25 protein-coding genes and 1 pseudogene are annotated in these 23,516 nt (G+C 65.6%); 13 read left to right on the top strand and 13 right to left on the bottom strand.

Annotated elements, in window-relative coordinates:
- Positions 1-52: 52 nt before the first annotated feature.
- The 4 genes from ACFXN1_RS36390 to ACFXN1_RS36375 form a co-directional block, all read right to left on the bottom strand.
- A complete protein-coding gene (locus ACFXN1_RS36390; protein ID WP_379445715.1) occupies positions 53-1,006 on the bottom strand; it encodes a hypothetical protein in 954 nt (317 codons plus the stop codon).
- Entirely contained in the window at positions 1,003-2,148 is a 1,146-nt protein-coding gene (locus ACFXN1_RS36385; protein ID WP_379463795.1) for a hypothetical protein, read from the bottom strand. Before ACFXN1_RS36385 ends, ACFXN1_RS36390 begins: the two co-directional genes overlap by 4 nt.
- 62 nt (positions 2,149-2,210) lie before the next feature.
- A complete protein-coding gene (locus ACFXN1_RS36380; RefSeq protein ID WP_379445717.1) occupies positions 2,211-3,107 on the bottom strand; it encodes a hypothetical protein in 897 nt (298 codons plus the stop codon).
- 29 nt (positions 3,108-3,136) lie between these two features.
- On the bottom strand, positions 3,137-3,742 hold the full coding sequence (locus ACFXN1_RS36375; RefSeq protein WP_379445718.1) for a hypothetical protein: 606 nt from the start codon (positions 3,740-3,742) through the stop codon (positions 3,137-3,139).
- 278 nt (positions 3,743-4,020) lie between these two features.
- On the opposite strand from ACFXN1_RS36375, the gene ACFXN1_RS36370 reads away from it, so the two are divergent.
- Entirely contained in the window at positions 4,021-4,638 is a 618-nt protein-coding gene (locus tag ACFXN1_RS36370; RefSeq protein WP_379445157.1) for a hypothetical protein, read from the top strand.
- Here the strand turns inward: ACFXN1_RS36370 and ACFXN1_RS36365 are convergent.
- From ACFXN1_RS36365 to ACFXN1_RS36355, 3 genes are all read right to left on the bottom strand, one after another.
- Positions 4,614-4,829, bottom strand: coding sequence for a hypothetical protein (locus ACFXN1_RS36365; protein ID WP_379445155.1), 216 nt, complete (start codon positions 4,827-4,829; stop codon positions 4,614-4,616). The two genes, ACFXN1_RS36370 and ACFXN1_RS36365, sit on opposite strands and share 25 nt — an antisense overlap.
- 478 nt (positions 4,830-5,307) lie before the next feature.
- Complete coding sequence (locus tag ACFXN1_RS36360) at positions 5,308-5,997, bottom strand: hypothetical protein (protein ID WP_379445154.1); 690 nt, start codon at positions 5,995-5,997, stop codon at positions 5,308-5,310.
- A 63-nt stretch (positions 5,998-6,060) separates the two neighbouring features.
- Complete coding sequence (locus ACFXN1_RS36355; protein WP_379445153.1) at positions 6,061-6,618, bottom strand: hypothetical protein; 558 nt, start codon at positions 6,616-6,618, stop codon at positions 6,061-6,063.
- 283 nt (positions 6,619-6,901) lie between these two features.
- Between ACFXN1_RS36355 and ACFXN1_RS36350 the strand changes: the two genes are divergently transcribed.
- Both ACFXN1_RS36350 and ACFXN1_RS36345 read left to right on the top strand, forming a co-directional pair.
- Positions 6,902-7,201: a hypothetical protein gene (locus tag ACFXN1_RS36350; protein WP_379445151.1), complete on the top strand. Its 300-nt coding sequence runs from the start codon at positions 6,902-6,904 to the stop codon at positions 7,199-7,201.
- The gene (locus ACFXN1_RS36345; protein WP_379445150.1) at positions 7,198-7,506 is read left to right on the top strand and encodes a CopG family transcriptional regulator; all 309 of its coding nucleotides are present in this window, start codon (positions 7,198-7,200) and stop codon (positions 7,504-7,506) included. The genes ACFXN1_RS36350 and ACFXN1_RS36345 overlap by 4 nt, the downstream gene beginning before the upstream one ends.
- A gap of 258 nt (positions 7,507-7,764) precedes the next feature.
- Here the strand turns inward: ACFXN1_RS36345 and ACFXN1_RS36340 are convergent, their stop codons facing one another.
- Entirely contained in the window at positions 7,765-8,403 is a 639-nt protein-coding gene (locus ACFXN1_RS36340; protein WP_354851642.1) for an IS630 family transposase, read from the bottom strand.
- Positions 8,316-8,861 (bottom strand): helix-turn-helix domain-containing protein, encoded by a 546-nt coding sequence (locus tag ACFXN1_RS36335; protein WP_379445158.1) that lies wholly within the window; start codon positions 8,859-8,861, stop codon positions 8,316-8,318. Before ACFXN1_RS36335 ends, ACFXN1_RS36340 begins: the two co-directional genes overlap by 88 nt.
- A 165-nt stretch (positions 8,862-9,026) precedes the next feature.
- Between ACFXN1_RS36335 and ACFXN1_RS36330 the strand changes: the two are divergent.
- The 3 genes and pseudogenes from ACFXN1_RS36330 to ACFXN1_RS36320 form a co-directional block, all read left to right on the top strand.
- A pseudogene (locus ACFXN1_RS36330) lies at positions 9,027-9,347 on the top strand (transposase); the annotation flags it as partial.
- A gap of 88 nt (positions 9,348-9,435) precedes the next feature.
- Positions 9,436-9,720, top strand: a complete 285-nt coding sequence (locus ACFXN1_RS36325; RefSeq protein ID WP_379445147.1) for a transposase — start codon at positions 9,436-9,438, stop codon at positions 9,718-9,720.
- 68 nt (positions 9,721-9,788) lie between these two features.
- On the top strand, positions 9,789-10,418 hold the full coding sequence (locus tag ACFXN1_RS36320; RefSeq protein ID WP_379445146.1) for a hypothetical protein: 630 nt from the start codon (positions 9,789-9,791) through the stop codon (positions 10,416-10,418).
- 498 nt (positions 10,419-10,916) lie between these two features.
- Here the strand turns inward: ACFXN1_RS36320 and ACFXN1_RS36315 are convergent, their stop codons facing one another.
- On the bottom strand, positions 10,917-11,108 hold the full coding sequence (locus ACFXN1_RS36315) for a hypothetical protein (RefSeq protein WP_379445145.1): 192 nt from the start codon (positions 11,106-11,108) through the stop codon (positions 10,917-10,919).
- Between the two features lie 93 nt (positions 11,109-11,201).
- On the opposite strand from ACFXN1_RS36315, the gene ACFXN1_RS36310 reads away from it, so the two are divergent.
- Positions 11,202-11,453 (top strand): hypothetical protein, encoded by a 252-nt coding sequence (locus ACFXN1_RS36310; protein ID WP_379445143.1) that lies wholly within the window; start codon positions 11,202-11,204, stop codon positions 11,451-11,453.
- A 227-nt stretch (positions 11,454-11,680) separates the two neighbouring features.
- On the opposite strand, the gene ACFXN1_RS36305 is transcribed toward ACFXN1_RS36310, so the two are convergent.
- A complete protein-coding gene (locus ACFXN1_RS36305; RefSeq protein ID WP_379445142.1) occupies positions 11,681-11,824 on the bottom strand; it encodes a hypothetical protein in 144 nt (47 codons plus the stop codon).
- A 2,275-nt stretch (positions 11,825-14,099) separates the two neighbouring features.
- A complete protein-coding gene (locus ACFXN1_RS36300) occupies positions 14,100-14,252 on the bottom strand; it encodes a hypothetical protein (protein WP_379445141.1) in 153 nt (50 codons plus the stop codon).
- Between the two features lie 624 nt (positions 14,253-14,876).
- On the opposite strand from ACFXN1_RS36300, the gene ACFXN1_RS36295 reads away from it, so the two are divergent.
- From ACFXN1_RS36295 to ACFXN1_RS36285, 3 genes are all read left to right on the top strand, one after another.
- Complete coding sequence (locus ACFXN1_RS36295; RefSeq protein WP_379445140.1) at positions 14,877-15,941, top strand: ParA family protein; 1,065 nt, start codon at positions 14,877-14,879, stop codon at positions 15,939-15,941.
- Positions 15,942-16,649, top strand: a complete 708-nt coding sequence (locus ACFXN1_RS36290) for a hypothetical protein (protein WP_379445139.1) — start codon at positions 15,942-15,944, stop codon at positions 16,647-16,649. It begins immediately after the preceding gene.
- Between the two features lie 1,154 nt (positions 16,650-17,803).
- Entirely contained in the window at positions 17,804-18,721 is a 918-nt protein-coding gene (locus ACFXN1_RS36285; protein WP_379445138.1) for a replication protein RepA, read from the top strand.
- 13 nt (positions 18,722-18,734) lie between these two features.
- Here the strand turns inward: ACFXN1_RS36285 and ACFXN1_RS36280 are convergent, their stop codons facing one another.
- Positions 18,735-19,151: a hypothetical protein gene (locus ACFXN1_RS36280; protein ID WP_379445137.1), complete on the bottom strand. Its 417-nt coding sequence runs from the start codon at positions 19,149-19,151 to the stop codon at positions 18,735-18,737.
- Between the two features lie 854 nt (positions 19,152-20,005).
- On the opposite strand from ACFXN1_RS36280, the gene ACFXN1_RS36275 reads away from it, so the two are divergent.
- From ACFXN1_RS36275 to ACFXN1_RS36265, 3 genes are all read left to right on the top strand, one after another.
- Positions 20,006-20,422: a M20/M25/M40 family metallo-hydrolase gene (locus ACFXN1_RS36275; RefSeq protein WP_379445136.1), complete on the top strand. Its 417-nt coding sequence runs from the start codon at positions 20,006-20,008 to the stop codon at positions 20,420-20,422.
- 241 nt (positions 20,423-20,663) lie between these two features.
- The gene (locus tag ACFXN1_RS36270) at positions 20,664-22,895 is read left to right on the top strand and encodes a CehA/McbA family metallohydrolase (protein ID WP_379445135.1); all 2,232 of its coding nucleotides are present in this window, start codon (positions 20,664-20,666) and stop codon (positions 22,893-22,895) included.
- Entirely contained in the window at positions 22,895-23,290 is a 396-nt protein-coding gene (locus tag ACFXN1_RS36265; protein WP_379445133.1) for a hypothetical protein, read from the top strand. Before ACFXN1_RS36270 ends, ACFXN1_RS36265 begins: the two co-directional genes overlap by 1 nt.
- The last annotated feature ends 226 nt before the right edge of the window (positions 23,291-23,516 follow it).

Here is a 23,516-nt window from a genome sequence, read left to right as displayed (position 1 = left end):
AGGTAGGCCGGGGCTTTTCTGTGCTCGGCACCGACTGGCACACGATGTCGCCCTAGCTGATGCCATACCGAGCGGCGATGGCATCGACGCGGTCGAGCAGGTCGTCGAGCTCGTCATTGACCGCCTTCATCCGCCAGCGGGCGGCGATCCCGCGCTCGAACCAGTCGGAATCGAGGTCCGGGCCTGCGCCCGGCTCGGGCGGGGCCAGCAGGTGGGCGGTGGCGATATCGGCGACGTCGGCGGGCCGCAACGGCTCAAGTTCGTCGATGTAGCCGTGCGCCATGCCGCGCGCATCGAACCCGCACAACACCGGTTGCACCGCGTATCGGGCGGGGAACTGCTGCGGCACATACACTTCCGCATCTCCGTCGTCGGTGTCGACGGCGGCCGCGCTGGGGTCGGTGACGGTGAGGAGTTGTTCGAGGCGGATGTGGCCGGTGGCGGCCGGGGCGTGGGTGACGATGGTAGCCCAGCGGGAGAACACCCGCACGGGGCTGGCGGCGGTGTCGGTGGCGGGCAGGACCAGCAGCGGTTGCGCGCCCACGGTGACGGCCTGCTCGGTGAGGGTGATCTCGGCCTGGGTCAGAGCCGAGATCTGGTGCCAGGACAGCCCTTCGGTGGCCAAGAGCAGGATGACCGCGTCGCGGCGGCCGGTCAGGGCGTCGGGCCAGCCGGTGACCGGCAGGCGCGCGATGATCGTGTCCGCGTGCGCGCGCAGACTCGCCAGTCGCTGCGCGCGGCCGGGATTCAGGGCGCGCCGAATGGCTTCGGCGGCACCGGGAATCGGCATCTTCTTGACCTTGTGGGCGGCGTTGAGGGCGCTGACGCGGCCGCGCTGAGTTGCCGCAGTGCCGGGGTTTTCGCCCAGGTAGGCGAGCACGGTGTCGGCCGTGGCGGGCAGGGCGGGCAGCTCCGCGGCCGCCGCCCAGCACACGAACTGTCGCCATTCCCGGGCCTGCTCACCCCGGAGGCCCGGAATCCGTGTCGGCGCAAGGGGTTCGGTCATAGTCCGGTGTTCACTTGGGCGCTGCGCTGTTCGCGGTTGCGGTCATAGCGCAGGGAGGTCTCGGCGAGGGCATGGTCGAGCAGCGCCATTACGTCCTCGACGCGGGCACCGTCGTCGAACATCTGCGTGGCAACCCCTCCTCGCAAGGAGTGCCCGCGGCGGGGTCCGATGCCGGCGGCGAGGGCGCGGGCGTTGACGATGGTGCCGACCGAGCGGCCGGACAACGCGGAGTCGGGGCCGTGGGGAACTCCGCCGTTGCTCACCGGCCGGAACAGGAACGCAAGGGCCCGGCCGGTGAGCCAGTTCCCGTCGGTGCAGCAGTGTTGGCCCGGGTCGCTGGTGTCGCGGCGCAGCAAGCGCTGCACGGCGATCGAGACGGCGTCGGTGACCGCGTCCTGGCCCTGACCGCGCGCGGCAACGGCGGCGTCGTCGGCGGCGTTGAGGACCTCGATCCAGCGGGCGAGCGCGCACCAGGGGCAGGTGTGCCCGTCGCCCGATCCGCGCGGCCGGTACTTGTAGCGGGTGCTGTCCTGGTGGGTCTTGCCACCGCGCAGTCGGATTCGCAGTCGTGGCTCCTGTTCGGCGTTGTCGGTGACGATATCCAGATCGCCGATCTTGAGGCCGACGGCTTCGCTGCGGCGGCGGCCGAAGTCGTAGGTGAGCAGGATCAGCGCGATGTCGCGACGCGCGGCGACCTGCCGACGCCAGGTGGTGGCCTGCATGCGGGCGGTGTCCACCATGGCTCTGACATCGGCGGCCACGGCGGCCGGGGCGCGGTTGTCGGTTTCCCCGGCCTCGACCTTGGCCTTGCGGATGCCGCGGCGGGTCTTCCGCGCGCGGGGGTCGGCGGTGGGATCGGCCAGACCTGCCCCTGCGTGTTTCCAGGCGATCGCGGCGCGCAACACCTCGAGGGTACTGCGGCTGACCGGCTTGTCCGGGTCGTCGGCAGCGCTGACCATGTACCGGTTGATGGTGCGCACGCTCGCGGGCAGTGCGGTGTGTCCGGTTGTCTCACACCAGTTTTCGAATCGGTTCCATGCCCAGGTGTAGGTGCGCACGGTGTTGTCGGCGTCGGCGGCCGCGGTGTAGGCGGCCACCCGGGCGTCGAGCTCGTCGTCCTCGGGTTCGAGGGCGTCGGCCACCACCCGCAACGGTGGTGTGCCGCTGCGTCGACGGCCGGGGCGTGCAGAGCTAGCGGACCGGGTCACGGGGCTTCGCTCTCGGGCGCATCGGTGAGCAGCAGGGTGACCGGGGTGTGCAGCACCGCGTGCTCGTAGAGTTGCGTGGCCAGCGGGTCGGTCTCCCCGATGTCGCTCACGGCGCGGGAGGCGTCCCACGACCTTTCCGGATCGGTCTCGCCCCGGACCTCGATCGGCACTTGGTCCAGGAACCGTTCGACGGCGTGGGCTCGGGCGTGAGCGGCGAAGGCATCCAGGTAGCGGGTGTAGCGGGCCTGCCAGCGGCGGTGCAGGTCGGTGCAGCGGGCCTCGAAGTCGGCTTCGAGCTTGTCGGCTTCGGCCGACCACAGACTGTAATCCTCGTCGACGTGGCGGTTCTCCAGGGCGACGATCGCGTCGCCGCGGGCGAGTTCGAGCTCGTTGAGCTGGTCATCGTAGCCCTGCCCGGGCGCCAGCAGCGGCTGCCACCGGGTGTGGCCGGGCCGGTCCGGGTCCGGCACGGCCTCGGCCGCGTCGAGCAGGATGGTTTCGATCGGCACCTCGAGCATGATCGGCTCGGTGCGGAAGCGCGCGAGCTGTTCGGGCTCCTCGCAGCAGCCCGCGCTGGCCAGCAGCGATTCCAGCGCAGCGTGCAGCCTCTCGGCTTCCCAGCTGTCGGGCCGCCCGGCCAGCAGGGCGGCGATCCCGCCGCGGTTGGCCGCGACCGAGGCCAGGATCGGCACCAGGAATCCGGCGAAGTCGACCGGCACGGTCGCGGTGGAGACGGAGGCGGGGTCGCTGGTGCCGACGGCGGCGCGCGGGTGGGTAGGACGTCGCATTCGCGCGGCGCGGGTCAGCAGTGCGGTGACACGATCGCCGATCTCGGACAGTGATTCGAGTGCCGTGTCAGGTACCTGCGGGGCTGCATCGTCGGGCGTGGGCACGGTAGTCCTTCCCAGATCGGGGCCGGTGGTCAGGTAGTGGGGCCGTCGGTGTCGAGTCGGCGCACCCGGCGGCCGGTCAGTTCGAGCAGCAGGGCGTCGCCGTCGTCCATGCTCATTGCGGCGCGCAGCGCCATGCCCTGAATCGTGTCGGCGAAGGGGGCGAGATCAGCCTGTTCGTAGCCGTCGGCCTTGAAGTCCAGCGCGGCCATCCGCTCGGCCAGCATCCGCACCTGCCCGGCCGTGCGGAATGCCAGCCGGGCCAGTTCGCCCACCTCGTCGTCGGTTCTCACGAGTGATCCCCTGCCCGCGGCCCGCCGACTCCGGGAGAGCCGTCCGCCACGTCGGGGGCTGGCGCCGGTGAGTGCCCGGTACTCGTCCTCGGTGAGCGGGCGAGGATCGCCGGTCAGCAGTTCGCGGACGAATCCCCCGGCGGTGGCCGTGGGGTCCTTCTCAAGGAGCGCGGCGTGCAGGCAGACGCGTGCCTGGACCGTGAGCCAGGCCACCGCCTCCGGCGACAGGGTCAGCACCAGTTCTTTGTTCACCCGCAGGCGGACGATGCCCGCGTCCCAGGTGACGTCCAGGACGCGCAGGTCCGGGCGGTCCAGATGCGGCGCGGCCTCACCGGTGGCGTTCATACGGTTCCCCCTCGAAGTTCTCTGCATGCGGAGCCGGCCCGTCACGTGGCGGACCGGCTGCGGTGCGTGTGAGCTCGTATCGTGCAGTCACGCGCCGGGCTTTGACGGTCCGGCCACATCACCAGCGGAATCCTATCCCAAATCTTCGCTATGACGTGGCATTTGGTGCGTTTCCCTTCCGTTAATACGCCTTATCGGACGCCGACCTGAACTGCGTCAGAGAACTGGGCAGGGAAGTTGAAGATATGCATAGATGTCTTTGAATGTAGCCTCGGGTCATGCCCTCTTCGCTGCTGAGCAGCCAGCAAGCCGCCGACGAGATCCGCGCCCGTACCGGCTTCAAACCCCACACCCGCTGGATTCGCACCCTGTGTGGCGCCGGACTGCTGCACGACCACTCGACCAACCGCAACGTCCGTATCGACGCCACCGAACTCGACATGCTGCTGGTGCGCCACCCGTATCGGGCGGTGCTGCCCTTCGAGTACCTCGGGGTCTCCCTCATCCCCCTCGACGCCAACAGCCCCGCCTTCCACCGCGCCGCGCCGTGGGGCCTGTACCGCACGCACGCCGGCTACGACCACCACAACACCCTCGGGCTCACCCCGGCGCAGCGCGCCCGCGCCATCACCTCGATCTGGGAGATCAGCGACGACAAGGCCCACGACATCGTCGACCGTGGTCTGCCGCTGATCGGCAGCGTCGGCGGCCTGGTGACCCCACAGACGATCTTCTGGCCCCGGGCGGTGGTGCCGCTGCGGGGCGGGGTCGGATTCGACGTCGACCCCGACCGATTCGGCCATCCCGATCTGCCGACCGGAGCGCTCATCGAGGTCGCAGGCGGCGGCCCTTGGCGGCTGGTCCCCGCCGGTCACGCATCCGCCGCCCGCCCCTGAACGAGACGACTCCATCGGCGCAGACCCGTCGTGGCGGCGTGCGATGCTGAGATGGTGGTCGCGGGGCTCGGCGGCGTCGGCGAGCCGGAGGACACCGTCACCACGACGATGGCCCCGGCGCGGGCCCGCACGCTGCCCACGGCGGTTCCGACCCCGATCACCGCGATCCCGCAGCTGGCTCCCGCCGCCATCGCACACGGGCCATGCCGATCGCATCATCCTCGTCGACGCGGCGGACCCGCCCGTCATCCGGACCCCGGGCCGCTCGCCCAATCAATGGATGATCTCCGGGGACTTCCTCGCGCTGCCGGTGCCGTGCCCGTGGCGCCGGTGGTGGCGCGACGGCGCGTGCGAATGCCCGCCGGCCGCTGCACCTACCTGATCGATCGCGGCGGGCCTCGCCAGGCCGGAGGATTTCGCCCGGGACGGCGGAAAGCGTTGCAATGCGACAGCAATTCCACTACCGGAGCGTGAATGTTTTGCGGTGACAAGCAATTCGCGACAAACGCCCCGACCACCCGGTTAGGCTGTGACAGCTCCGCGAACCGAATTGTCCCGGGTGCCTGTGCGGGGCTCTCCGGGAGTCCCGGCCCCATTGCGCCCTCTTTCGAGTCGGGTCTCCCAGAGCAATCCATCGTCATCGGTGGATTGCCGGTAGGGCGAGAGGCACTACGCCTGGGTGAGGCCCTCGAGCCGGTTCACGCCCTCGAGGAAGAACGGCCGACACCGCTGTACGGCGGCGTCGATCTCCTGCTTCTGCAGTGGGTACAGCGGGTTCTGATCGACCCGTTCGCCGCTGTGGGTGACGGTGTAGACCAGGCTCAGCTGCGGAGGGCGCAGCACCTGGAACTGGGATCCGGCCGGTGCGCGTCGAACGAGTTGCGGATTCCGGATCAGCACCGGTGAACGCAGCCGGTCGGTGACGGCGAAGCGGCCTTGACCGATGGTCGGATCGAAAACCACGCCCAGCTCGGGGATCTGGAGCACGACATGCCCGTTCCAGGTCTTCCCGCCGTTCTCGTGCCGTGGCTCGAGGGAGCCGATCCGCTCCACGCATTGCCCGTCGCGCAGGACTTGGACCTCGACGGGCAGCGGGTTGGCTGCGATGCCGGCCTCGCGCAGCAGCATCGCGATCATGTAGCAGGCGTGCCAGCACTGCCGCATTTCGACCTCGGCGCGGTTCGGGTCGCCCGCTCCGACCCAGGCCGACATCGCCAGTCCGAGTGCTCGCTCGCCGGGGCTGCCGGTGAGCAGATGCGCTGCCGCCAATTCCGACATGAGCTTGTCCCACGCGACTCCCGACGGCGCGGTCCGCGGCCGGTCTTTCGACTTCGGTTTGCGGGTCTCGGATTTCGGCAACGCGATCCCCCTTGGTTCAGTGCCGGTGCGCGACAACGATGTCCGTGGCGCCGGATTCGACGGCTACATTCCGATGCCGTTGTCGCGCCTCTTGCCGATCGAGGGTGCGCGGTGGGGCATGGTCTCGGCGGCGTGCTGCGGTGCGGCGCGCGGTGTGCGCCGGATGGATCTGGTCAGCCGCTGGTGGGCGCGACCGTTGGCCAGGCAGCGTTGCCAATGGGCGTACTCGTAGAGCCTGGCCAGCATCCACTGTTCGGCCGAACCGGGTTCGAGGGCCTGGATGCGTTCCTCCAGCCCGAACATCGCGACCTGGGGAATGGTCAGTTCCATCCCGCCATCGGACCGGCGGAACTGGTCGATGGTGTAGAGCAACTCGCGCTCGAGCTCACCGTGCTCTCTGCGCAGCGCGTGCGCTCCGTCGCGCACCGCGGCCGCGCTGGTGGCATCGAGATAGGCGTAGAGCCGTCGCACCGCCTCGTGACCGGTTTGCTCGGGATCGAGTGCGGCCACGGGTTCGGCCAGGGCCTCGACGTCGCCGTGGATATCGCGGAACTGCGCGAGAGTGTGCGATGACCGCAATCGGTCGGCGAGAGTGAGCAGTTCTTGCTCGAGATCGGCCATGCATGCCCCCGAATCATCAACTGCGCCAATCATATCCCGCGTCAGATACCCGCTGGCCGATCCTGGCGAGTTGTCAGTCCGGTTCAGCTCCGGCCATCTGGCATTGCATCGAAGGGTTCCACAGGCCACCGACAAGGTCGGCGGTCTGTGGTCCAGCGCGGGACGGATGCCCATGAACGGTGTGGCGCCTCGCTGGCTTTCGTGGTCGGGCGACGGCGCAATCCGTCACGTCGACCTGAGCACAGTACCTCTGGTACCTCCAGTGAGGTATCCTGTGGGGGACATGGGTTACTACTGGACGCAGAAGGCGCGGACCATGGCAGCCGCGCTGGGCATCACCCCGGCCGACGTCACCGACGTCCTTTACAGCGCGACGAAACTAGTCATGACCGGCACCGACGACGGCAAATCGGTCCTGCTGTTCTGGGGTCGAACCAAGACGGGACGCCCGATCATCGTCACATTGCGGCCCGACGAGGACGAGGACGAGGACACCGGCATCGTCGACCACCTGATTCGCAGCGTCTACGACATGCGGACCTACGAACTGGGAATCTTCACCGAATGGGAGCGCAACCAATGAGCACCGACAGCGAAAACCGAATCGACGCAATCACTTTCGACCTCGCTAACACCCTACCGGCCGAGAATTTCCCCGGACCCGGCGAGATCCCGGCCGAAGGGCCCATGGTCAAGCGGTCGGTGAAATGGTCCGTCACCACCGACGATGCGATCAAGGAGACCGCCGAACGCAAGGGCATCTCAGCTTCTGAGCTGATCCGCCAATACATCGAAATGGGGCTGGCGTCGGAGAACCCCGGCCTCGTCGTCAACCTCGCTGATGTCTTGCGCGTCCTGTCGACCGTCGCACACCCGCCTGCCGCGTAGCCGCATTCGTCGCCGATACCTCAGCCGCCATGAATCGCCACCCGTGATCGGCTTCCGATCCGGAGCTTTCGCAGGCCACAGCGCGGAGGCGATCCAGCCGGAGTGATGTTGTCAGATTTCGAAGTCGTGTTCAGTGCTGATGTGCGGATGCGGTTCTGATTGAAGGGGACTTCGAACATTGGCGTGTCTCGTACTCGTGTTCAGTAGCGGAGCCTGGACGGGTAAGCGTTCGCAGCTCGATTCCTAGTGCTGCGTTCCTCAAAGGTGGTACACAAAGCGGCGGCGTAGGGTTCGGGGTTTCGGGGCTGGTCGGCCCCAGATCCATGGTCGTGCGCGGGCATTGAGGGCGGCAGTGGCTTGGTGGGTGGCTCGGTCGATCTCTGTGTGGTCGGCGAAGGTTTGTCCGGCGAGGGCTTCTCGCCGGAAGATCCGCCACCATGGTTCTTGCAGGTTGAGCCAGCACGCCCCGACGGGGATGAACGCGTGCTTGATCCTCGGATGGTCCTCGAGCCATTCGCGGGTGGATTTGCTGTTGTGACTGGACAGGTTGTCGGTGACGACGTAGATGTCACCGGTCGGATTGGCTTGTTCGATCAGTTCGAGGAAGCGCTGGTAGTTGACGCTGTTGCGGGAGGACGCGGTGAGCGTGACGGCGTGGCCGTCGCGGACGCGGATCGATCCGTAGACCCAGATCTTGTCCGGGCCGCGCGAGTATTCCAGTGGCGCTTTGATCCGGTGCCCGTCGACCGACCACCCCGGTGCTGGTCCGAAAGTTCGGGGTGAGACCGGGCCCAGTTCGTCGGCGCAGACTACCGTGGCGCCTGCGGGTGGCTGCGTGTAGAGACCGACGATGTGGGTCCTTTTGGGACGAAGTACGGGTCCTTGCTCGTCGTCCACGACCGCGGTCTACGCCATCGAACACCTTCTGCCGCAAGGATTCTGCGCACCTGACTACGGCCTACGACAATGCCTTCGGCGCGCAGGGCCGTGGTGAGCGAATCCAGGGTCCAGCTCGACGGCGCTGCGTCCTGCTCGGCCTCCAGAGCCCCGTCGGATCGCCGGGTCAAACGCCCCGGCGGGGTGGTGGCGACCAAGGCCACGATCCGGCTGCGCTCTGTTTCGGTCAGCCGCGGTTTACGCCCTGCCCCTCGCCGATCGCCCAGACCATCCAAGCCGTGAGTATTGAACCGGTGCAACCGTTCTCGCACTGTCTGCCGATGACAGCCCAGCTCGCTCGCGATCTCCGCAGTGGACATACCGTCCCAACTCGCCGTGATCATCCGCGCACGCCGGATCCAATCCCCAGGTGCGTGCCGAGCCGCAGCCAGCTTACGAATCTTGCGCTCCTCCAACACATCCCGTGCTGCCCGCGCAACCAACACCTTCGGCAGAACCCACCTCGACCACACCCGAACCACCAAGACCAGCAACAAGATACACGATCATTGAGGAACGCAGCACTAGTAGGACTTTGTTAGGTCGGTGTGTCGTGCTCGAGTGTCGTGGTGATTCTCGAGACGATGCTGGGCGTGGATCATGCTGAGCTGGCCCGGGTCGATGCGTTGCTGGATGCGTTTGTCGGTGAGGTGTTTTCGTCGCTGTCGCGTAAGGACCGTGTCGCCACCGCCGGGGTGTATGTGCGCGGGCTGATGCTCGATGGCAAGCGGAAGTCGATGCAGCCCATGGCCGAGCGGCTGCGGACCGATCACCAGCGGTTGCAGCAATTCGTCACCACCTCGCCATGGGATGTGGCTGCGGTGCGGAAAGTGTTGTCGGCCAAGGCGTGTGAAATTATCGGCCCGCAGGCGTGGGCGATCGACGACACCGGGTTCGCCAAGGACGGTGACGCCTCGCCGTGGGTGGCACGGCAGTACTCGGGCACTCTCGGCAAGGTCGGCAACTCCCCAGGTTGCCGTCAGCGTGCATGCGGTGACCGACGAGGCGTCCGCGCCGGGGGACTGGCGACTGTTCTTGCCCGAGAGCTGGGACGACACCCTCACCGACACCCCCGAGCAGAAGACGGCGATCACCGCACGCCGCACCAAGGCCGCCGTCCCCGAGGGCGAGCGGCATCGCCGCAAATGGGAACAGTCCCTCGAGATGATCGACGAACTGCTGCGCTGGGGATGCCCCGCGCCGCCGGTCGTGGTCGCCGACGCCGGCTACGGCGACGCCGCGCAGTTCCGCCCCGGACCTTATCGGACGCCGACCTGAACTGCGTCAGAGAACTGGGCAGGGAAGTTGAAGATATGCATAGATGTCTTTGAATGTAGCCTCGGGTCATGCCCTCTTCGCTGCTGAGCAGCCAGCAAGCCGCCGACGAGATCCGCGCCCGTACCGGCTTCAAGGCCCACACCCGCTGGATTCGCACCCTGTGTGGCGCCGGACTGCTGACCAACCGCTCCACCAACCAGCGCGTCCGGATCGACCCCACAGAGCTCGAAATGCTGCTGATCCGCCACCCCCGCCGCGTGCTGGGGTTCGAGTACCTGGGGGTCTCACTCCTCCCGGTGGACGCGAACAGCCCGGCTTTCCACCGCGACCCGCCCTGGCCGCTCTACCGCACCCACGCCGGCTACGACCACCACAACACCCACGGTCTCACCCCCGACCAGCGGGCCCGCGCGATCACCTCCATCTGGCGCATCAGCGACGACCTGGCCCAAGACGTCGTCGACCGCGGCATGCCTCTGATCGGTAGCGTCGGCGGCCTGGTCACCCCGCAGATGATCTACTGGCCCCGCGCCGTCGTCACCCTCCAGGGCGGTGTCGGCTTTGACGTCGACCCCGACCGCACCGGACACCTGGACATCCCCAGCGGTGCCCTCATCGACGTCAAGCCCGGCAACACCTGGCGCATCGAACGCGCACCCGCTGCCGCGCACTACCGTACGCCTTCCACATCCCGCTGAACCCTCCTCACCCGGGAAATGTTTCGGTGTATTCGATTACGAACTGGACGAATACGATCTGCAACGCGCGCATCTCCGGTCTCTGGCGTTCCCTCCCACGAATCCGCGAGACCAGAGGGGGAACCACCCCATGTCGATGCTCGACGTGCTCGGCCGCGCGCGGGGTCGCGGGTCTCCGACTACCGCGTGACCGCGGCGGCGAATTCTTGAGTCGGCTCGATCAGCACAACGTCAGGCCGCCGGCGCGCGGGTCACATTCTTCCGCCCAGATGCAGGGGCCGTCAGCTACGAGGTCGGCATGATGCGCATGTCCGAATTTTCTCGGGGTTCTACCGGCCTGGGCCTGTCACGGCGTCGTGGGTAATGAGGCCGACCAGCGCGCCGACGACTTGCCGCAGAGTGAACTCGCCCACCACGGAAACGACAACACCACACAGGACTCCCCTGAGGCGAGTGACGCACCATCCAGCACCGATCTGCTGTGTGCCCTGGCCCAGATCAGGCCACTGATTCCCGGCGGCCGTGGCGGCCAGCTGACACCGGGATCTCCGTGACCGTGGCGGGCAGCCGGTCGGTCGGCGCTTCGAGCAGGCTTCGCAGGTAGTCGCAGAATGCTTCGACCGACCCGTAACGCGCCAGTACCTCGTTGATCAGTTGTCGCACGCTCGCTGCGAGAATCCGCTCGTCCACCTGCACCTGTTACCTTCCCCTCGGTTTCTACTGCTGGCCTGGACGGTGTCACCCGGGCATTCTGCACGATCTCCCCGCCCGCCGTTCGACACGATGAGCCCCGCCGAGGTGGCGGCGATGGCCCAACGTCTCGTCTATACCGATGAACCGATCGAACCCCCGGTTGTGACCGGCCCGGACACCGAGCCGATCATGGTCCCCCGGTCTGTGATGCTGACCCACGACCTCGACAACGCATGCAAGCGCCGTGCAGACCACCTCGGCATATCGCAGTCGGCCTACATCCGGTCGCTGATCGAACGGGACATCGCCACGGCTGGGATCGGCGAGCAGCGCCCGGCGTAGGTCCGCGAACTCCTCGCCGTGATCGCAAAGCACGAGAACGACGAGTACCCCAAAGCATCCTGACCCCCGCCGGCCCACCATCGGTCCCCCGCTCGGCTCCCCCGGGGTACGCCACGCGCTACGCGGGGCCCGCGGGGTCCGTGGGCGGCCGCCTGTCACCCCGTTCGGGACTTGCTGGTTCTTGCGCGACGCATCGCACCGTCAGCGAATGGCCGCGGGCCAAGATGTCAGTTGTGCACGGCGGGGAGGGTGTGGCCGTCGTAGAACAGCTGCACCGCCTGGTCGGCGATCCGCCGTCGCTCACGTTCGGTGTCGGCTGACAGCACGTCGTAGGTGAGGGCGCGGTCTTTGCGGCGGGATGGCGACCTCACCGTAGACGCCCTCGGGCGGGCCGGAGACTTCGCAACGGGGGTCTGGGGATGTGGACGCGCAGTCCGATGGCAGTTAGCCGGGCTTCGAATGGGCGCGGGTCTCCGCGGCCGTGAGCAATTCCAGCCTGACCGGCCTCGACCAGAATCGCTCTGCGCTGCGGCCGCTGCGGAGAGTCTCACGATGGAATGCGGCTCCAAGGCGGAGGGGGGTACGGCCGTGGGGCACGCGGCTCGACACAACGGTCCTCGCCCGCTGAGAACGACCCCCTCATGCCTCCGTCCGCACCGGCCGCCCATGATCGGCGCAGGCCAGGGCCGCAAACTGTGCCAGATCGAACGCTGTCGGACTTTTCTGGCCATTCCCATGCCCATACCTAAAAACGGGGTACCGATCGCTCTATGGACAGATTGGAGGGCAATTCGGCCCAACAAGGGTCCCCCAGGCATTCAAAAGCGGTCAAACTGGACGTAAATCGACCGATTTCAGCATCCTGCCAGCAAACGCTAGGTGGCGGGGCTCGCGTCATCTCTCGCACCCCCGAGCCGCAGTCCACTCGACGTAAGTGCGATGTCGTTACAGACGATCCGCGCCGCCTCGAGCCCCACCGCGAAGCGCATCAATACAGGGGGCGAGCAGCAGGTCTCGCGCAATCGGTCGAATGCGAGTACGGACTTTGCACAATGATAATTTCCGCCGTCCACCCAGGTATATCCGCGAGCACAGGGCACCGACGAACCAGCACAACCATCACCTGCAGGCTCCGGCATTACGAGAGAAGCGTTGCAGCACATGAACCGCCGCAGGCACCGACCCTCACCACCCTCAGCTACTGATGATCGAAGCTACAGCGCCGGCTACTCAGATCGCCCCCCCATAGATTGCGTGATCATGGCTCGCAGCTGTAGGTATTTCCTCCGCACCGCCCCGGTTCGACGGCCGCCGACGGAGGCCGCGCCCAAAGGACCGCTGCTTGCTGCCCCCACCATAAGGCGTTGAACTCGCCAAGGTCTGGGCACGACAACTGTCCCGACACGTCTACCCACGCCGGCACTGAACGGGACGTTGTGCATCGATGGGCGAACTAGCGCCGGGGGCTCGCCATACGAAGGCAATCGGTTGCGCACCGGAATACCCCCACTCCCGCTGTTCCAGTCCCGTACGAGCGAGACCCTTCACCGGACAGCATCACTAGGAACGCATAGGAGGCGGACGCTGTCCACGGCGCATCGACTTCTCGACTGTCCCGGAGTGCTTGACGGGGGCGCACTCTCGACAATGTTGGTTGCTTCACCCGCGTTGGTGAGATCGCCAAATGTCCCCCCACTCACGCTGACACCCCTTCGGTCCTCGCATCAGTACGACGCGGTGTGGGGTCCAGACCTTCGACACGCCAATGCCGCGCGGGTAGCGGCGGCGTGGACTTCACCGCGACGAATAGCGAGATGCACACAGCGGAACTTACCCGCTTCCATCGCAGCCGCTTTGAAGCCATCGCGTATTGGTCCCGCTGAAGAACGCAGCGCCCAGTGATCGGCGGACGAGACGACCCACTAGTAGTCGACGGGCCTGTGTCTACCGCTCAAGCAAGATAGGGCTGAGCGTGGGACACGACTGTGACGCTTCGATCGTGCATGGCATAGGCGATCGAAGTTAGACTTCGCGGCAACGGGGATTCACCGTGAAGCACGAACGATCGAGACTGCCGTAGGAGGTGAGCGCCATGATCGCACAAGCGATCTCGCCGTTCGGCCGAGCCGCCCTCCCCTGCCCGACGTGCCGCCCAAACGGCTCGATCTACGCCACTGTGCCACCCAAGTGTGAGGCCTCGCGGAGAGTAAATGTCTCCGAAAAAATCGGATCTGAACTGCGGAGATCGTGTACTGCAGAGAGTGAGCTCGCGTCTCCGACCCACTCTCAGGCAGGACTTAACGTCTTACATGAGACAGTATTTAAGACCCATCCTGCGACAGATGATGAGACGACACATAAGACGTTAAGACAGTCCATTGCATGTCCGCGAGCTCTGACTGTTCATGAGGATGCTGGATCGATCGAGTCGATGGCTGTTGCAGTGTTCCTCCAAGCGATCCCTCCAACTACCGTTGAGAGCGCGCCGTTCAGGGCAACAACACCTGTTACAGGCAAGGCGCACATGATGGTTGAAGGTAGGGTCGGTAGGACAGTCACAGAGACCATCAGATACTGGGTTCTTGGTCGTGCGGTGAGAACGGCCGGTCAGACGCTCGCGCATCAGGCCGTCAACTGCACACATCGTCAGGTCATTTCCCTGCGCTGTGCGCTGGTAACAAAAAGGGACAGGTACGCGGCAATACCACGTACGGTCACCAGTGCCATGCTGCTGGCAATGACGTGGACCCGGTCAGCGGAATGGTCAGATGCCGTCGCCATGACATGGGAATCGTCCACTGCCTCTGCCTATGTCAAGGCAGGCGACTCCACCCGATACTGCACCGGACATGAAGCTACTGAGAGGATCGCCTACACGATCCATGTCAGGAACCGAGCCGCTATTGGTCGTGCTACCTGGTTCAGGCTACTTCTCTGGACCGACTCCGCTGCACTACTACGTACCCTGACGAATACCCATGGGGTGGGGAATCATCACGCCATCGCTTCAACCCTTCTCAAGTCCATTGCAGAAACCTTGACACGAGCCATGTTTCCGAGTTGCCGGACTACCGCTGCATTGGCAAATCCACAGCCGAGTATCCCGACGTGTGTTGCGCCCGTAGAACCGCTCATGCCCCGTATGACATACAGGGACGCTGGAGGCGTCGAGATGAGCGCATATGTCCAGACAATGGATGAGGGTAGATATCGGGCGAACTCGACTACCGTTGCTACCATCCATGCAAGACTCTCGGTACCGACCAGGCCATCGGCCATCCATCTGCCACCAAAAACGCTTGCCAACAAGGCAGTTGATAGTTGCCGAGCCGCGATATCCACCATGACCTGAGCAAGTACGCGACACCTGATACGCGATCCTGTGCGTCCGTCGATCTCAGCCTGCACCACGGAAAGCGGTGAATGTCTGGCTGGAGCTCAGAGCAATTGGCTTACACGAGCCTTAACCCTGAACTCAGGCCGAGCCATCACCATCGCTCTGCCTGCGACACACCCCTCCAAGATGGTTGTTCCTGCGGCACTACCTCCGGTACTGTCCACGGCGTGACGAGTACGCGTTTGCTGTCAGATCTCCGTGCGGTGCGACGAACGATATTGGTGGCCAACCAAAAAGGGGGAGTGGGGAAGTCCTCGATCGTCGCGGCCATCGCGGTCGCGGTCGCGCGCAGGGGCAAGCGGGTCCTCGTGGTCGACGCCGATCAGCAGGGCAACTGCACTATCCGCGACCTCGGGGTGAAGGATTCCGATGAAGGCCGATCGCTCGCGATGACCCTGCAGTACGGATCGGCGCTCGAACCTGTCCACGATGTACGACCGGGACTCGACGTCGTCTGCGGCGGAAAGCTTCTCGCCATGGCCGGCGCTGTTGTCGCCGGCGCCGAACAGCACGGCATCGACCCCCGCCAGAACCTGCTCGTCGCACTCGAGGCTCTCGTCAACAGCGGCGGCTACGACCTCGTCCTCATCGACTCGGGCCCAGGCGACCGTGGCGTCCTCGACCTTCTGCTCCAGGTTGTCAGCTGGCTGATCGTTCCCACCAAGGAAGATGACGGCAGCATCGACGGCGCGGAACTGCTTGCCCGGCGCTATCTCTGGGCCCGCAAGAACGGTGCGCAGGTCGAACTGATGGGCATGATCCTCTTCGACTGCAACCCCCGCGCCGTGCGCCGTAACGAGGACACACTCGGCAAGATCATGGATCTGCTCGACGGCACCGGCATCGAACCCTTCCGCAGCTTCGTCCGCCAGGACAAGGCAACGGCCTTGGACGCCCGCGCCTTTCACCGAACCGCCGAGGAACTCATCGACTTCGCCCCGCCCAAGAACGGCGACGCAGCAGACCCCGGTGAGGCCCCAGCGAAGAAATACTCACGCGACACCGAGCCGCTTGCTACCGACTACCAGAAGTTGACCAGGGAAGTACTCGTCCGCCTGGCGGCCGGTGAACGTGCGAAAGAAGGTGTGTAAATGGCTCGGAAAGGAGCATTCACGGCCGACGATCTCGACGACATCGACGAGCTCCTGCAACCGTCCCCGCCGCCCGCAGCTGCCGCGACGATCCCGAAACCGCCCAGCGCGGCAACAATCACCGCACCTGCGTACGAACTGCCGGCCAACGGACACAGCAGCAACGGGCCCGCTCCAGCCGCTCCCAAGTCCGCGCGAAAGGCCGCTGCGCCCAAAACGACGAGTAGCGGTGATGCGGGCACAAAACGTCCCCGGACCGCACCGGCTCGGACGAAAGCCGCCCAGACGATCGCCGAAGCCCACGTCACCGCACGGGTGGCCGAAGCGCTGCGCCAACTCACACACAGCGAAAAACAACAGCGAGGCAAGGGGCGCAGCTACGGTGAGGTAGTTCTCGACGCCATCGAGGAGTACGAAACCGAGCTGCGTACACATTTCCAGGAACAGGCCAACGCACAGCCGACAGGACGTCTGTTCCGGCGTGTGGACCAGACTCGTCCGCGGCGGCGACGACACACCGAACCTCCAGTGAAGATCCCGCTGGCCGGCATCATCGCGCCCGACATCGAACTGCTCGACAACCTCGTCATCGAATGGCAGGCAGGCAGTCGGAGTGCCCTGGTCGACGAAGCGCTCAAGCGCTACCTCGCGGAGGAGATCGCCGAAGCAGCAGACGAGGACGACACGGTGGAATCAGCAGGGGAGTAGGGGAGCGGCGTCATGGCGTTCGGAGGTCGTACGGATTCTCCGAACACGACCGCGATGATCGTTCGACTCCGGACCTGGGCATTGGTCGAGAGCCATTACGGCGGCCGAAAACGCTTCTCGCCCAGGTCAGAGGCATAAAAGAGCCAGGCCGAGAACGCGGATGCAACCGGAAAGCCCGGGTGAGGATGACATTTGGGGGAGTGGCTGTGCGAGGTCTCTATCCACAGCCGTCGCCGAGCCTACTACAGGAATCTCTTTTAGGAAAAGAACTACATGGGGCCCGCGTTTTCTGCGTGTCACCTGCGGAAATACCGGGCCCGTGTCCGCGAGATATGCGCGCCGTGTCCGCGAGATATGCGCGCCGTCCTGGGCGAACGGCACGCCCCATGTCCGCAAGATATGCGTGAAAAACCAACGGTGCGAACCCTTTTCACAGTCACAGCTGTGGACAACGTCCGCGAGGTATGCGGGGATAACTTCGGCGATCCACAGTCCGCAAGATATGCGTGCCGTCTTGGCATTCTCTGCGAGCCGTCGAGGCGTTCGATTCGGTAGCAAACCCCTATCAACCTGCAACGAACTGTCTTCGGCTGCGCACCAGTGATATGGCCTCCCGCGCATATCACGCGGACCACAGTTATCCACCGTCCGCGAGGTATGCGTGGACAACTCCTCGGTGTCCGCAAGTTATGCGCGGACAACTCCTCAGCGTCCGCGAGTTATGCGTAGCAGTGCGATCAGCGTCCGCGAGTTATGCGCGCCGGGAGTCGGATGTCCGCCAGTCATGCGTGCTGCGCCACCGCCTCGAGATGCTCCTGTCAACTCGCCCCGTCCGCGAGGTATGCGTGGTCCGACCTGCGCAGATACCTGTGTCCGTGAGTTATGCGCAGAAGAATGCGGCGGAGAGACAGCCAGCGTCGGGCGTGACGAATCCCCGCCCCACCGGCGTTTTCGCTCCATCATCTACCCCATGCACGCACATCGCGGACATCGCGGACGCGCCGCCGGGACCGAAAACCGACGTCTAGGGCCCCTGTCCGCAAGATATGCGGCCCTCTCCCGCCTTTACAGTGTCCGCCAGATATGCGTCCACGACCAGACACGGGATAGCGAAGAACTGGAGTTTCCGCCTGGATATTGGAATGCTAAGCGGCATGCCACGCCCCAAACGCAGTCCATTGGACATCGTCCGGGCGGCGGCCGAAGTGTGGGACGGAGAACAGGAAGTCGGGTACCTGGCTCGTGTATTCACCCAGACGTCGCTGCCGTACCGAGACCCGGGCGACGTCCCCGCCTGGGGCCGACGCAACGGCGATCTGTCACTGACGGTTCAGCCCGGCATGACCACCGACGAGAAGAACCGGCCCGTGTCGATCGGCTACCCGTACGGCACCATGCCACGCCTGATCTTGACCTTCCTGTCGACCGAAGCCGTCCGCACGGGCTCTCCCGAAGTCGTCCTCGGCGACAGCCTCACCGACTTCATGGCCGGCATGGGACTGACTGCGACCGGTGGCAAGAACGGGTCGCTGACCCGGATGCGCAACCAATCCCACCGCCTGTTCAACGCCACTCTCAGTATCGAATACAAGGGTGACCCCAACCGTCGCATCGGCGCGAAACTCTATGTGGCCACTGCCTACAACATCTGGTGTGGCAACGACTCCGAGACCGGGCAGCCCTCCCTGTTCACCTCCACCGTCCGGCTCAGTGACGAGTTCTTCCGGGAAGTCACCGCCCACCCGGTGCCCCTGGATATGAACGCGATCAAAGCCCTCGGCGGATCCGCACTGCGCCTGGACATCTACGCCTGGCTCACCTACCGAATGTTCTCGGTGAAACGCGAGACCACCGTGCCCTGGGAATCGCTGATGGCCCAATTTGGTTCCGCCGCAGACACTTCCGACCGACGCCGTCGTCACCAGTTCCGCAAGGACTTCACCGCATCCCTCAAACAAGTCCTCGTTGTCTACCCCCAGGCCAACGTGGACACAACCGACGCTGGAGTCGTCCTGCGCCCGGGGCTGCCGCACATCCCGATGTCCCCGGGATTTCGAGCGCTGGCCCGCTGACGCCGAACTTTCGTCAGAGACCCGGCGAGCATCCGATGACCATCGCAGCCGGGTCGCGGCCCACGTCATAGGCCGACCAGCCCCAGTAGTTGCGCGACTCCTGCTGCCGCGGAGGAGACGCGACTCCGCGCCAGACGTTGCCGCTGGCTCTCTGGAACGGGGTCACCAACGAGTTGCGCCACAGGCCGATATTCCAGACGGTGCGGCAGGTGTCACCGATCAGTGCCACGGATTGCGCTTGAGTCTCGGTGAGAGACAAGCCATAACGCCGACCGACCAACATTCCAAGACCGTAGCTCTCCGGCACCGACAACAGGAGTTGATTATCGACCTCCGAGACATCGGGCGAAGAGATGTAGATCGCTGCCGGTGGGGTCGCGTTCGGTGGTGATCGGTCCTGGTTCTCCGACCCGAGAATGCCAGTGAGCATCGGAATGTTCCGGCGCAGCCGTTTGTCGTACCGCGCGGACCGCACTGGCTGACGGGAAGCCGCATAGCTCGGCGATTTCGTCGTTGGAGTAGGCGTCGATCTTGGCGCGCAGGATGAGCCTCTCGCGCTCGGGCAGCGCGTCGAGCTCATGCATCCTGCGGGAACGCTCATCCGATGCGGGTTACGCGGGCTCGCTGGAGCCGGTCCTCAAGACCTGCGCGAGGGTGCGTTGCAGCCCGCGCCCAACCGGCATCGGCGTCGCCCAGACCCGGACTCTGGAGACCGAATCGATCGAGCCGCGGCGTACAGGGATGACTCGACTCAGCTACTGCAAGCAGACGCACTCGTCGGTGCGGCGGAACGCGATTGCTGGTTCCGCTCCGGACGCTTACCGTATACGATATGCACACGCCGCCTCGGGTTGCAGGCGAGTGCACCGCCCTGCGACCCACCATGCCTCAACAGCGGGTGGCTGAACTCGCGAACCCAGAAGGACGGCAGTTCGGTGACCGGTTCGGTGTGTCGTTTCGCTTTGCAGAGTGCTGAAGGCGGCGGCGGACCACAGGTGGCGCAACGGAAAGCGGGGCCCGTCAGAGCATTAGAAGCTCGGGTCACGCCGACACTGAGACATCGTCGTCCAGGAGGTCAAATGGAACACAGTAGTGAGCCGCCCAGGGAGCGACTGGGTCAAGCGCATCGAGCGCGCCATATGCGATGAGATGCGCTCCTGGCGACGTCACCTTCATGCACATCCAGAACTGGGCGTCCAGGAGCACCGGACAGCAGCGTTCATCCGGTCACTCTTCGACGAGTGGCGGTTGCCCTACACAACGCCTCTCGAGACAGCGGCTGTCGTGAGTGTGCGCGGCGACATCGATGGGCCCGTGCTTCTGATCCGCGCCGACATCGACGCGCTACGAATCCAGGAGGAGAGCCGCACCAGTTGCGCCTCAACCCGGCCCGGCGTCATGCATGCCTGTGGCCACGATGGCCACACCGAAATCCTGCTCGGGTTCGCCAACGGCTCTCTCGTTGCGAAAGGGCGTTCCGCGGCGAAGTCAGGCTTCTTTCAGCCCGCGGAGAAGCCGGTACCCGGCGGCGTTCCAGCGCTCATCGAGGCTGGCGTGCTTGAGGGTGCGGCGGCGGTGGTGCATCCGATCGTGGCCGCCGAACCGCGCAGATTGAGCATCGGTCAGGTCCGCTCGCCCCCGCCACCGTTGCGCTGTTCACGAGGTCTCCGGTTGTTCTCGGTCGTTAAACCACCTACCTGAGACCTCACCCAACTACCAACGCGGACAACAGCTTTCACCAATGAATTGAGACTGTCGGCCCCGCTTGCCAACGCTTGTGGTAGTCGGCCCGCAGCGTATGACGTGAACGCGAGTCGGGATCCCCAAGCCTTACGACTGGCCCGATCAAACCCAAGAAGACCCGATCGAACCCAAGAAGAAAGGTAGGATCTCGATGTCTGTCCCCGCTGCGCAGCCCGTCTTTGCGTCTGCAGCTCGCGCCGTGCGTAAGTTGGAGGATCTCGGCGATCTGCTGCCCGCTCATGTGGTTACTCAGCTGGTGAAGCTGGAGGCCAGTTCGTTGTCCGACGGCGAGCTCTGCCGGGAGCTGGAGGTGCTGCTGCAGAGGTTCGTACTGGTGGACATTCACATCGACGAGTACGGTATGTGTGCCTGCACACCGGGCGTGGCACCGCCGCGGTTGGTGCAGCACGGCTGGCGTAGCTTTCTGATGCGGGTGGTGAATCCGCACCGGTTCCAGGCGCCGCTGGTCGACCTGACCCAGGGTGTGTTCGGCTTGATTGACCAGAAGAGTCGTGCGGCGCGAACAAAATTGCCCGACGCGCTGACCAGCGTGCCGCGCATCAGGGACGCCTGGCTCGAGGCGAAGCTTGCCGCACCGGCAGAGCTCTCGGGGCTCGAGGTCGAGTACAAGGTCGTCAGCGTGTACTGCCGGGAAAGCGGCGTGCGGACCGGGCAGCTGCAGTTCTCCATCGCTATCGAGGAGACGCCAGCCGGATTCCTCAGGCGTTGGTTCGAAACCGCGGCGTTCGCCGCGAACTTCGAGTTCGACTGCGTGCCGGCCCGGGACATCAGGTTCGACGTCCGCGAGCCCGACGGCCGCAGTTGCGTCGCCGCTATCACGGTGCGTGACGCGCACGGCCGGTCGTACCCGTCGAAGGCGATGCGGCTGGCCCCGGACATGTTCTTCCACGAGCACGTATACCGGGCCACTGGTGAGGTGATCCGGCTGCCCACGGGGCGCTACGAGGTCTGCGCGGTGCGTGGGCCGGAGTACCGCGAGGTCCGGGTGGATGTGGATATCGAGGCTGGCACCGAGGAGGTCTCGGTCGTACTCGACCGCTGGGTCGACCCGGCCGGCCGCGGCTACTATTCGGGCGATCCGCACATCCACGCCGGTGGTTGCTCGCATTACAGCGTGCCGACGGAGGGCGTCACGCCGGAGACCATGATCCGGCACGTCCGCGGCGAGGGCTTGTGGCTCGGTAGCGTGTTGACCTGGGGTCCCTGCTATTACCACCAGAAGCAGTTCTTCAGCGGCGAGGCGATCAGCCCGGCGGCGCTGCTGGAGTATCCGCAGATGCAGCAGGCCCAGGGCATGACCTGGACTCCGCAGCCGACCGACCGCGACGGCGAGAGCACGCTCCGATACGACCTGGAGGTGTCCGGGTTCCCGTCCAGTCATTCCGGCCACGCCATCTTGCTTGGGCTCACCGACCAGGACTACCCGAACACCACCCTCATCGAGGATTGGCCGTCGTGGAATCTGCCGATCATGCGATGGGGCCACTCGCAGGACGCGCTGGTGGGCTACGCGCACTGCGGACTCGGGCTGTCGGTGGGCACGGATGAGCTGCCGAACTACGTGATCCCGGGGTTCGGGGCGATTGGTTCCAACGAGATCATCGTCGATGTTCCGCTCGGCGCCGCTGATTTCCAATGCGGTGCCCAGCTCGCCCCCACCGCCGAGCTGAACATCTGGTACCACCTGCTCAACGTCGGATACCGCACCCTGATGCTCGGCGAGACCGACTACCCGTGCATCTACGACGAAGGCCCGGGCGTCGGACGCACCTACGTCCGACTGCCCGAGCCTCCGCAAGGAAAGCGGGCGCTGGAGGCCTGGATCACCGGTCTGAAGGAAGACGCGTCGTACTTCGGTGACGGCCGCAGTCACATGTTCGACCTCGCCGTCAACGGCGATCTCAATCGCGAGCAAATGGCCGAAGCGCCCGGCCCGGTGCAGGTGACCGCGACGATCACGGCCTGGCTGCCCGAGCAGCCGCCTGCGCCACCACCAGGCCGTCCGGCCTATAGCGCGCCGGCGGGCTGGCACCTGGAGCGCGCCCGGATCGGTGCGTCCCGCACGATTGTGCTCGAACTGGTGGTCAACGGTGTCGCCGTGGCATCGCAGGAGATCGTTGCCGATGGCATCGAACACGAGGTCGCGTTCGACGTCACGCTGGAGCGCTCATCCTGGGTTGCGATGCGGATCCTGTGCAGCGTGCACACCCAGCCGATCTTCGTCGAGATCGCAGGCAACCCGATCCGCGCTTCACGGCGCAGCGCACAGTGGCTACACGACTGCGTCGACGCCTTGTGGGAGGCGAAATCCGGGTTCATCCGTGAAAGCGAGCGCGGCGCCGCCCGGGAGGCCTACGATGCCGCGCAGGCCGCCTACCTGACCCGGCGCGACGAATGCGAGGTCGACTGATGAGTCACTGCGCACCCGCCGTCGGATGTTGCGGGCCGGTCGAGACCGACGCGCCGATCGCGGTCGTCATCAACCCGGAGGCCCGGGTCAACGTGGCGCGCACCAGCGCGCCGCTCGGCGAGCTGACTCCAGGTGACTGGCACACCATCGACGTCACGGTGGTGAACGACGGATTCGTGACCGGCCCGCTAGCCATCGAAGCCACACCGGTCCGCGGCATCGACCTCGATCTACCGGTCCACGAACTCACCGGCGAACACCGCCAGGACGCCACGTTCCGGATCCGCTTCAACACCGCCGCTGTCGCAGACGTCACCCTGACATTCCGGGCTCTGGCCGCCCTCGGTGGACTCGCCAACCACAGCACCATTCACCTCCTCCTCCGCGCCCGATGACCCCGGTTGAGTCGGCCCGCAGCGCGGTGCCGGTGTTGCTACCGGTCCTTTTTAAAAAATGACCCTGGAGTTCGTTGGGGGCTCGCTGTCCGGTTCCCCGCTGGACCTGGAAGCAGGTCGCGGGAGGTAGGGATCGGATTCCGTCGAGCGCGGTGCGCCACGGATCGACCTCGAGGGTCGATCCGTACAGCAGCCGGTGGCGGATCGTATCGAGATCTGGCCAGCT

This window comes from Nocardia sp. NPDC059154 (genome assembly GCF_042755705.1).
In the GTDB taxonomy this organism is placed as follows: domain Bacteria; phylum Actinomycetota; class Actinomycetes; order Mycobacteriales; family Mycobacteriaceae; genus Nocardia.
This window is presented reverse-complemented; position numbering and strand designations above follow the sequence as displayed.

What these genes read in the sequence shown, in the direction of transcription:
- ACFXN1_RS36345 (WP_379445150.1), top strand. Translation starts at nt 7,198, where the DNA reads ATGAGCACCGACAGCGAAAACCGAATCGACGCAATCACTTTCGACCTC.
- ACFXN1_RS36370 (WP_379445157.1), top strand. Translation starts at nt 4,021, where the DNA reads ATGCCCTCTTCGCTGCTGAGCAGCCAGCAAGCCGCCGACGAGATCCGC.
- ACFXN1_RS36285 (WP_379445138.1), top strand. Translation starts at nt 17,804, where the DNA reads ATGCCACGCCCCAAACGCAGTCCATTGGACATCGTCCGGGCGGCGGCC.
- ACFXN1_RS36375 (WP_379445718.1), bottom strand. Translation starts at nt 3,742, where the DNA reads ATGAACGCCACCGGTGAGGCCGCGCCGCATCTGGACCGCCCGGACCTG.
- ACFXN1_RS36265 (WP_379445133.1), top strand. Translation starts at nt 22,895, where the DNA reads ATGAGTCACTGCGCACCCGCCGTCGGATGTTGCGGGCCGGTCGAGACC.
- ACFXN1_RS36280 (WP_379445137.1), bottom strand. Translation starts at nt 19,151, where the DNA reads ATGCTCACTGGCATTCTCGGGTCGGAGAACCAGGACCGATCACCACCG.
- ACFXN1_RS36350 (WP_379445151.1), top strand. Translation starts at nt 6,902, where the DNA reads ATGGGTTACTACTGGACGCAGAAGGCGCGGACCATGGCAGCCGCGCTG.
- ACFXN1_RS36320 (WP_379445146.1), top strand. Translation starts at nt 9,789, where the DNA reads ATGCCCTCTTCGCTGCTGAGCAGCCAGCAAGCCGCCGACGAGATCCGC.
- ACFXN1_RS36390 (WP_379445715.1), bottom strand. Translation starts at nt 1,006, where the DNA reads ATGACCGAACCCCTTGCGCCGACACGGATTCCGGGCCTCCGGGGTGAG.
- ACFXN1_RS36295 (WP_379445140.1), top strand. Translation starts at nt 14,877, where the DNA reads ATGTCTGGCTGGAGCTCAGAGCAATTGGCTTACACGAGCCTTAACCCT.
- ACFXN1_RS36310 (WP_379445143.1), top strand. Translation starts at nt 11,202, where the DNA reads ATGAGCCCCGCCGAGGTGGCGGCGATGGCCCAACGTCTCGTCTATACC.
- ACFXN1_RS36290 (WP_379445139.1), top strand. Translation starts at nt 15,942, where the DNA reads ATGGCTCGGAAAGGAGCATTCACGGCCGACGATCTCGACGACATCGAC.
- ACFXN1_RS36355 (WP_379445153.1), bottom strand. Translation starts at nt 6,618, where the DNA reads ATGGCCGATCTCGAGCAAGAACTGCTCACTCTCGCCGACCGATTGCGG.
- ACFXN1_RS36365 (WP_379445155.1), bottom strand. Translation starts at nt 4,829, where the DNA reads ATGGCGGCGGGAGCCAGCTGCGGGATCGCGGTGATCGGGGTCGGAACC.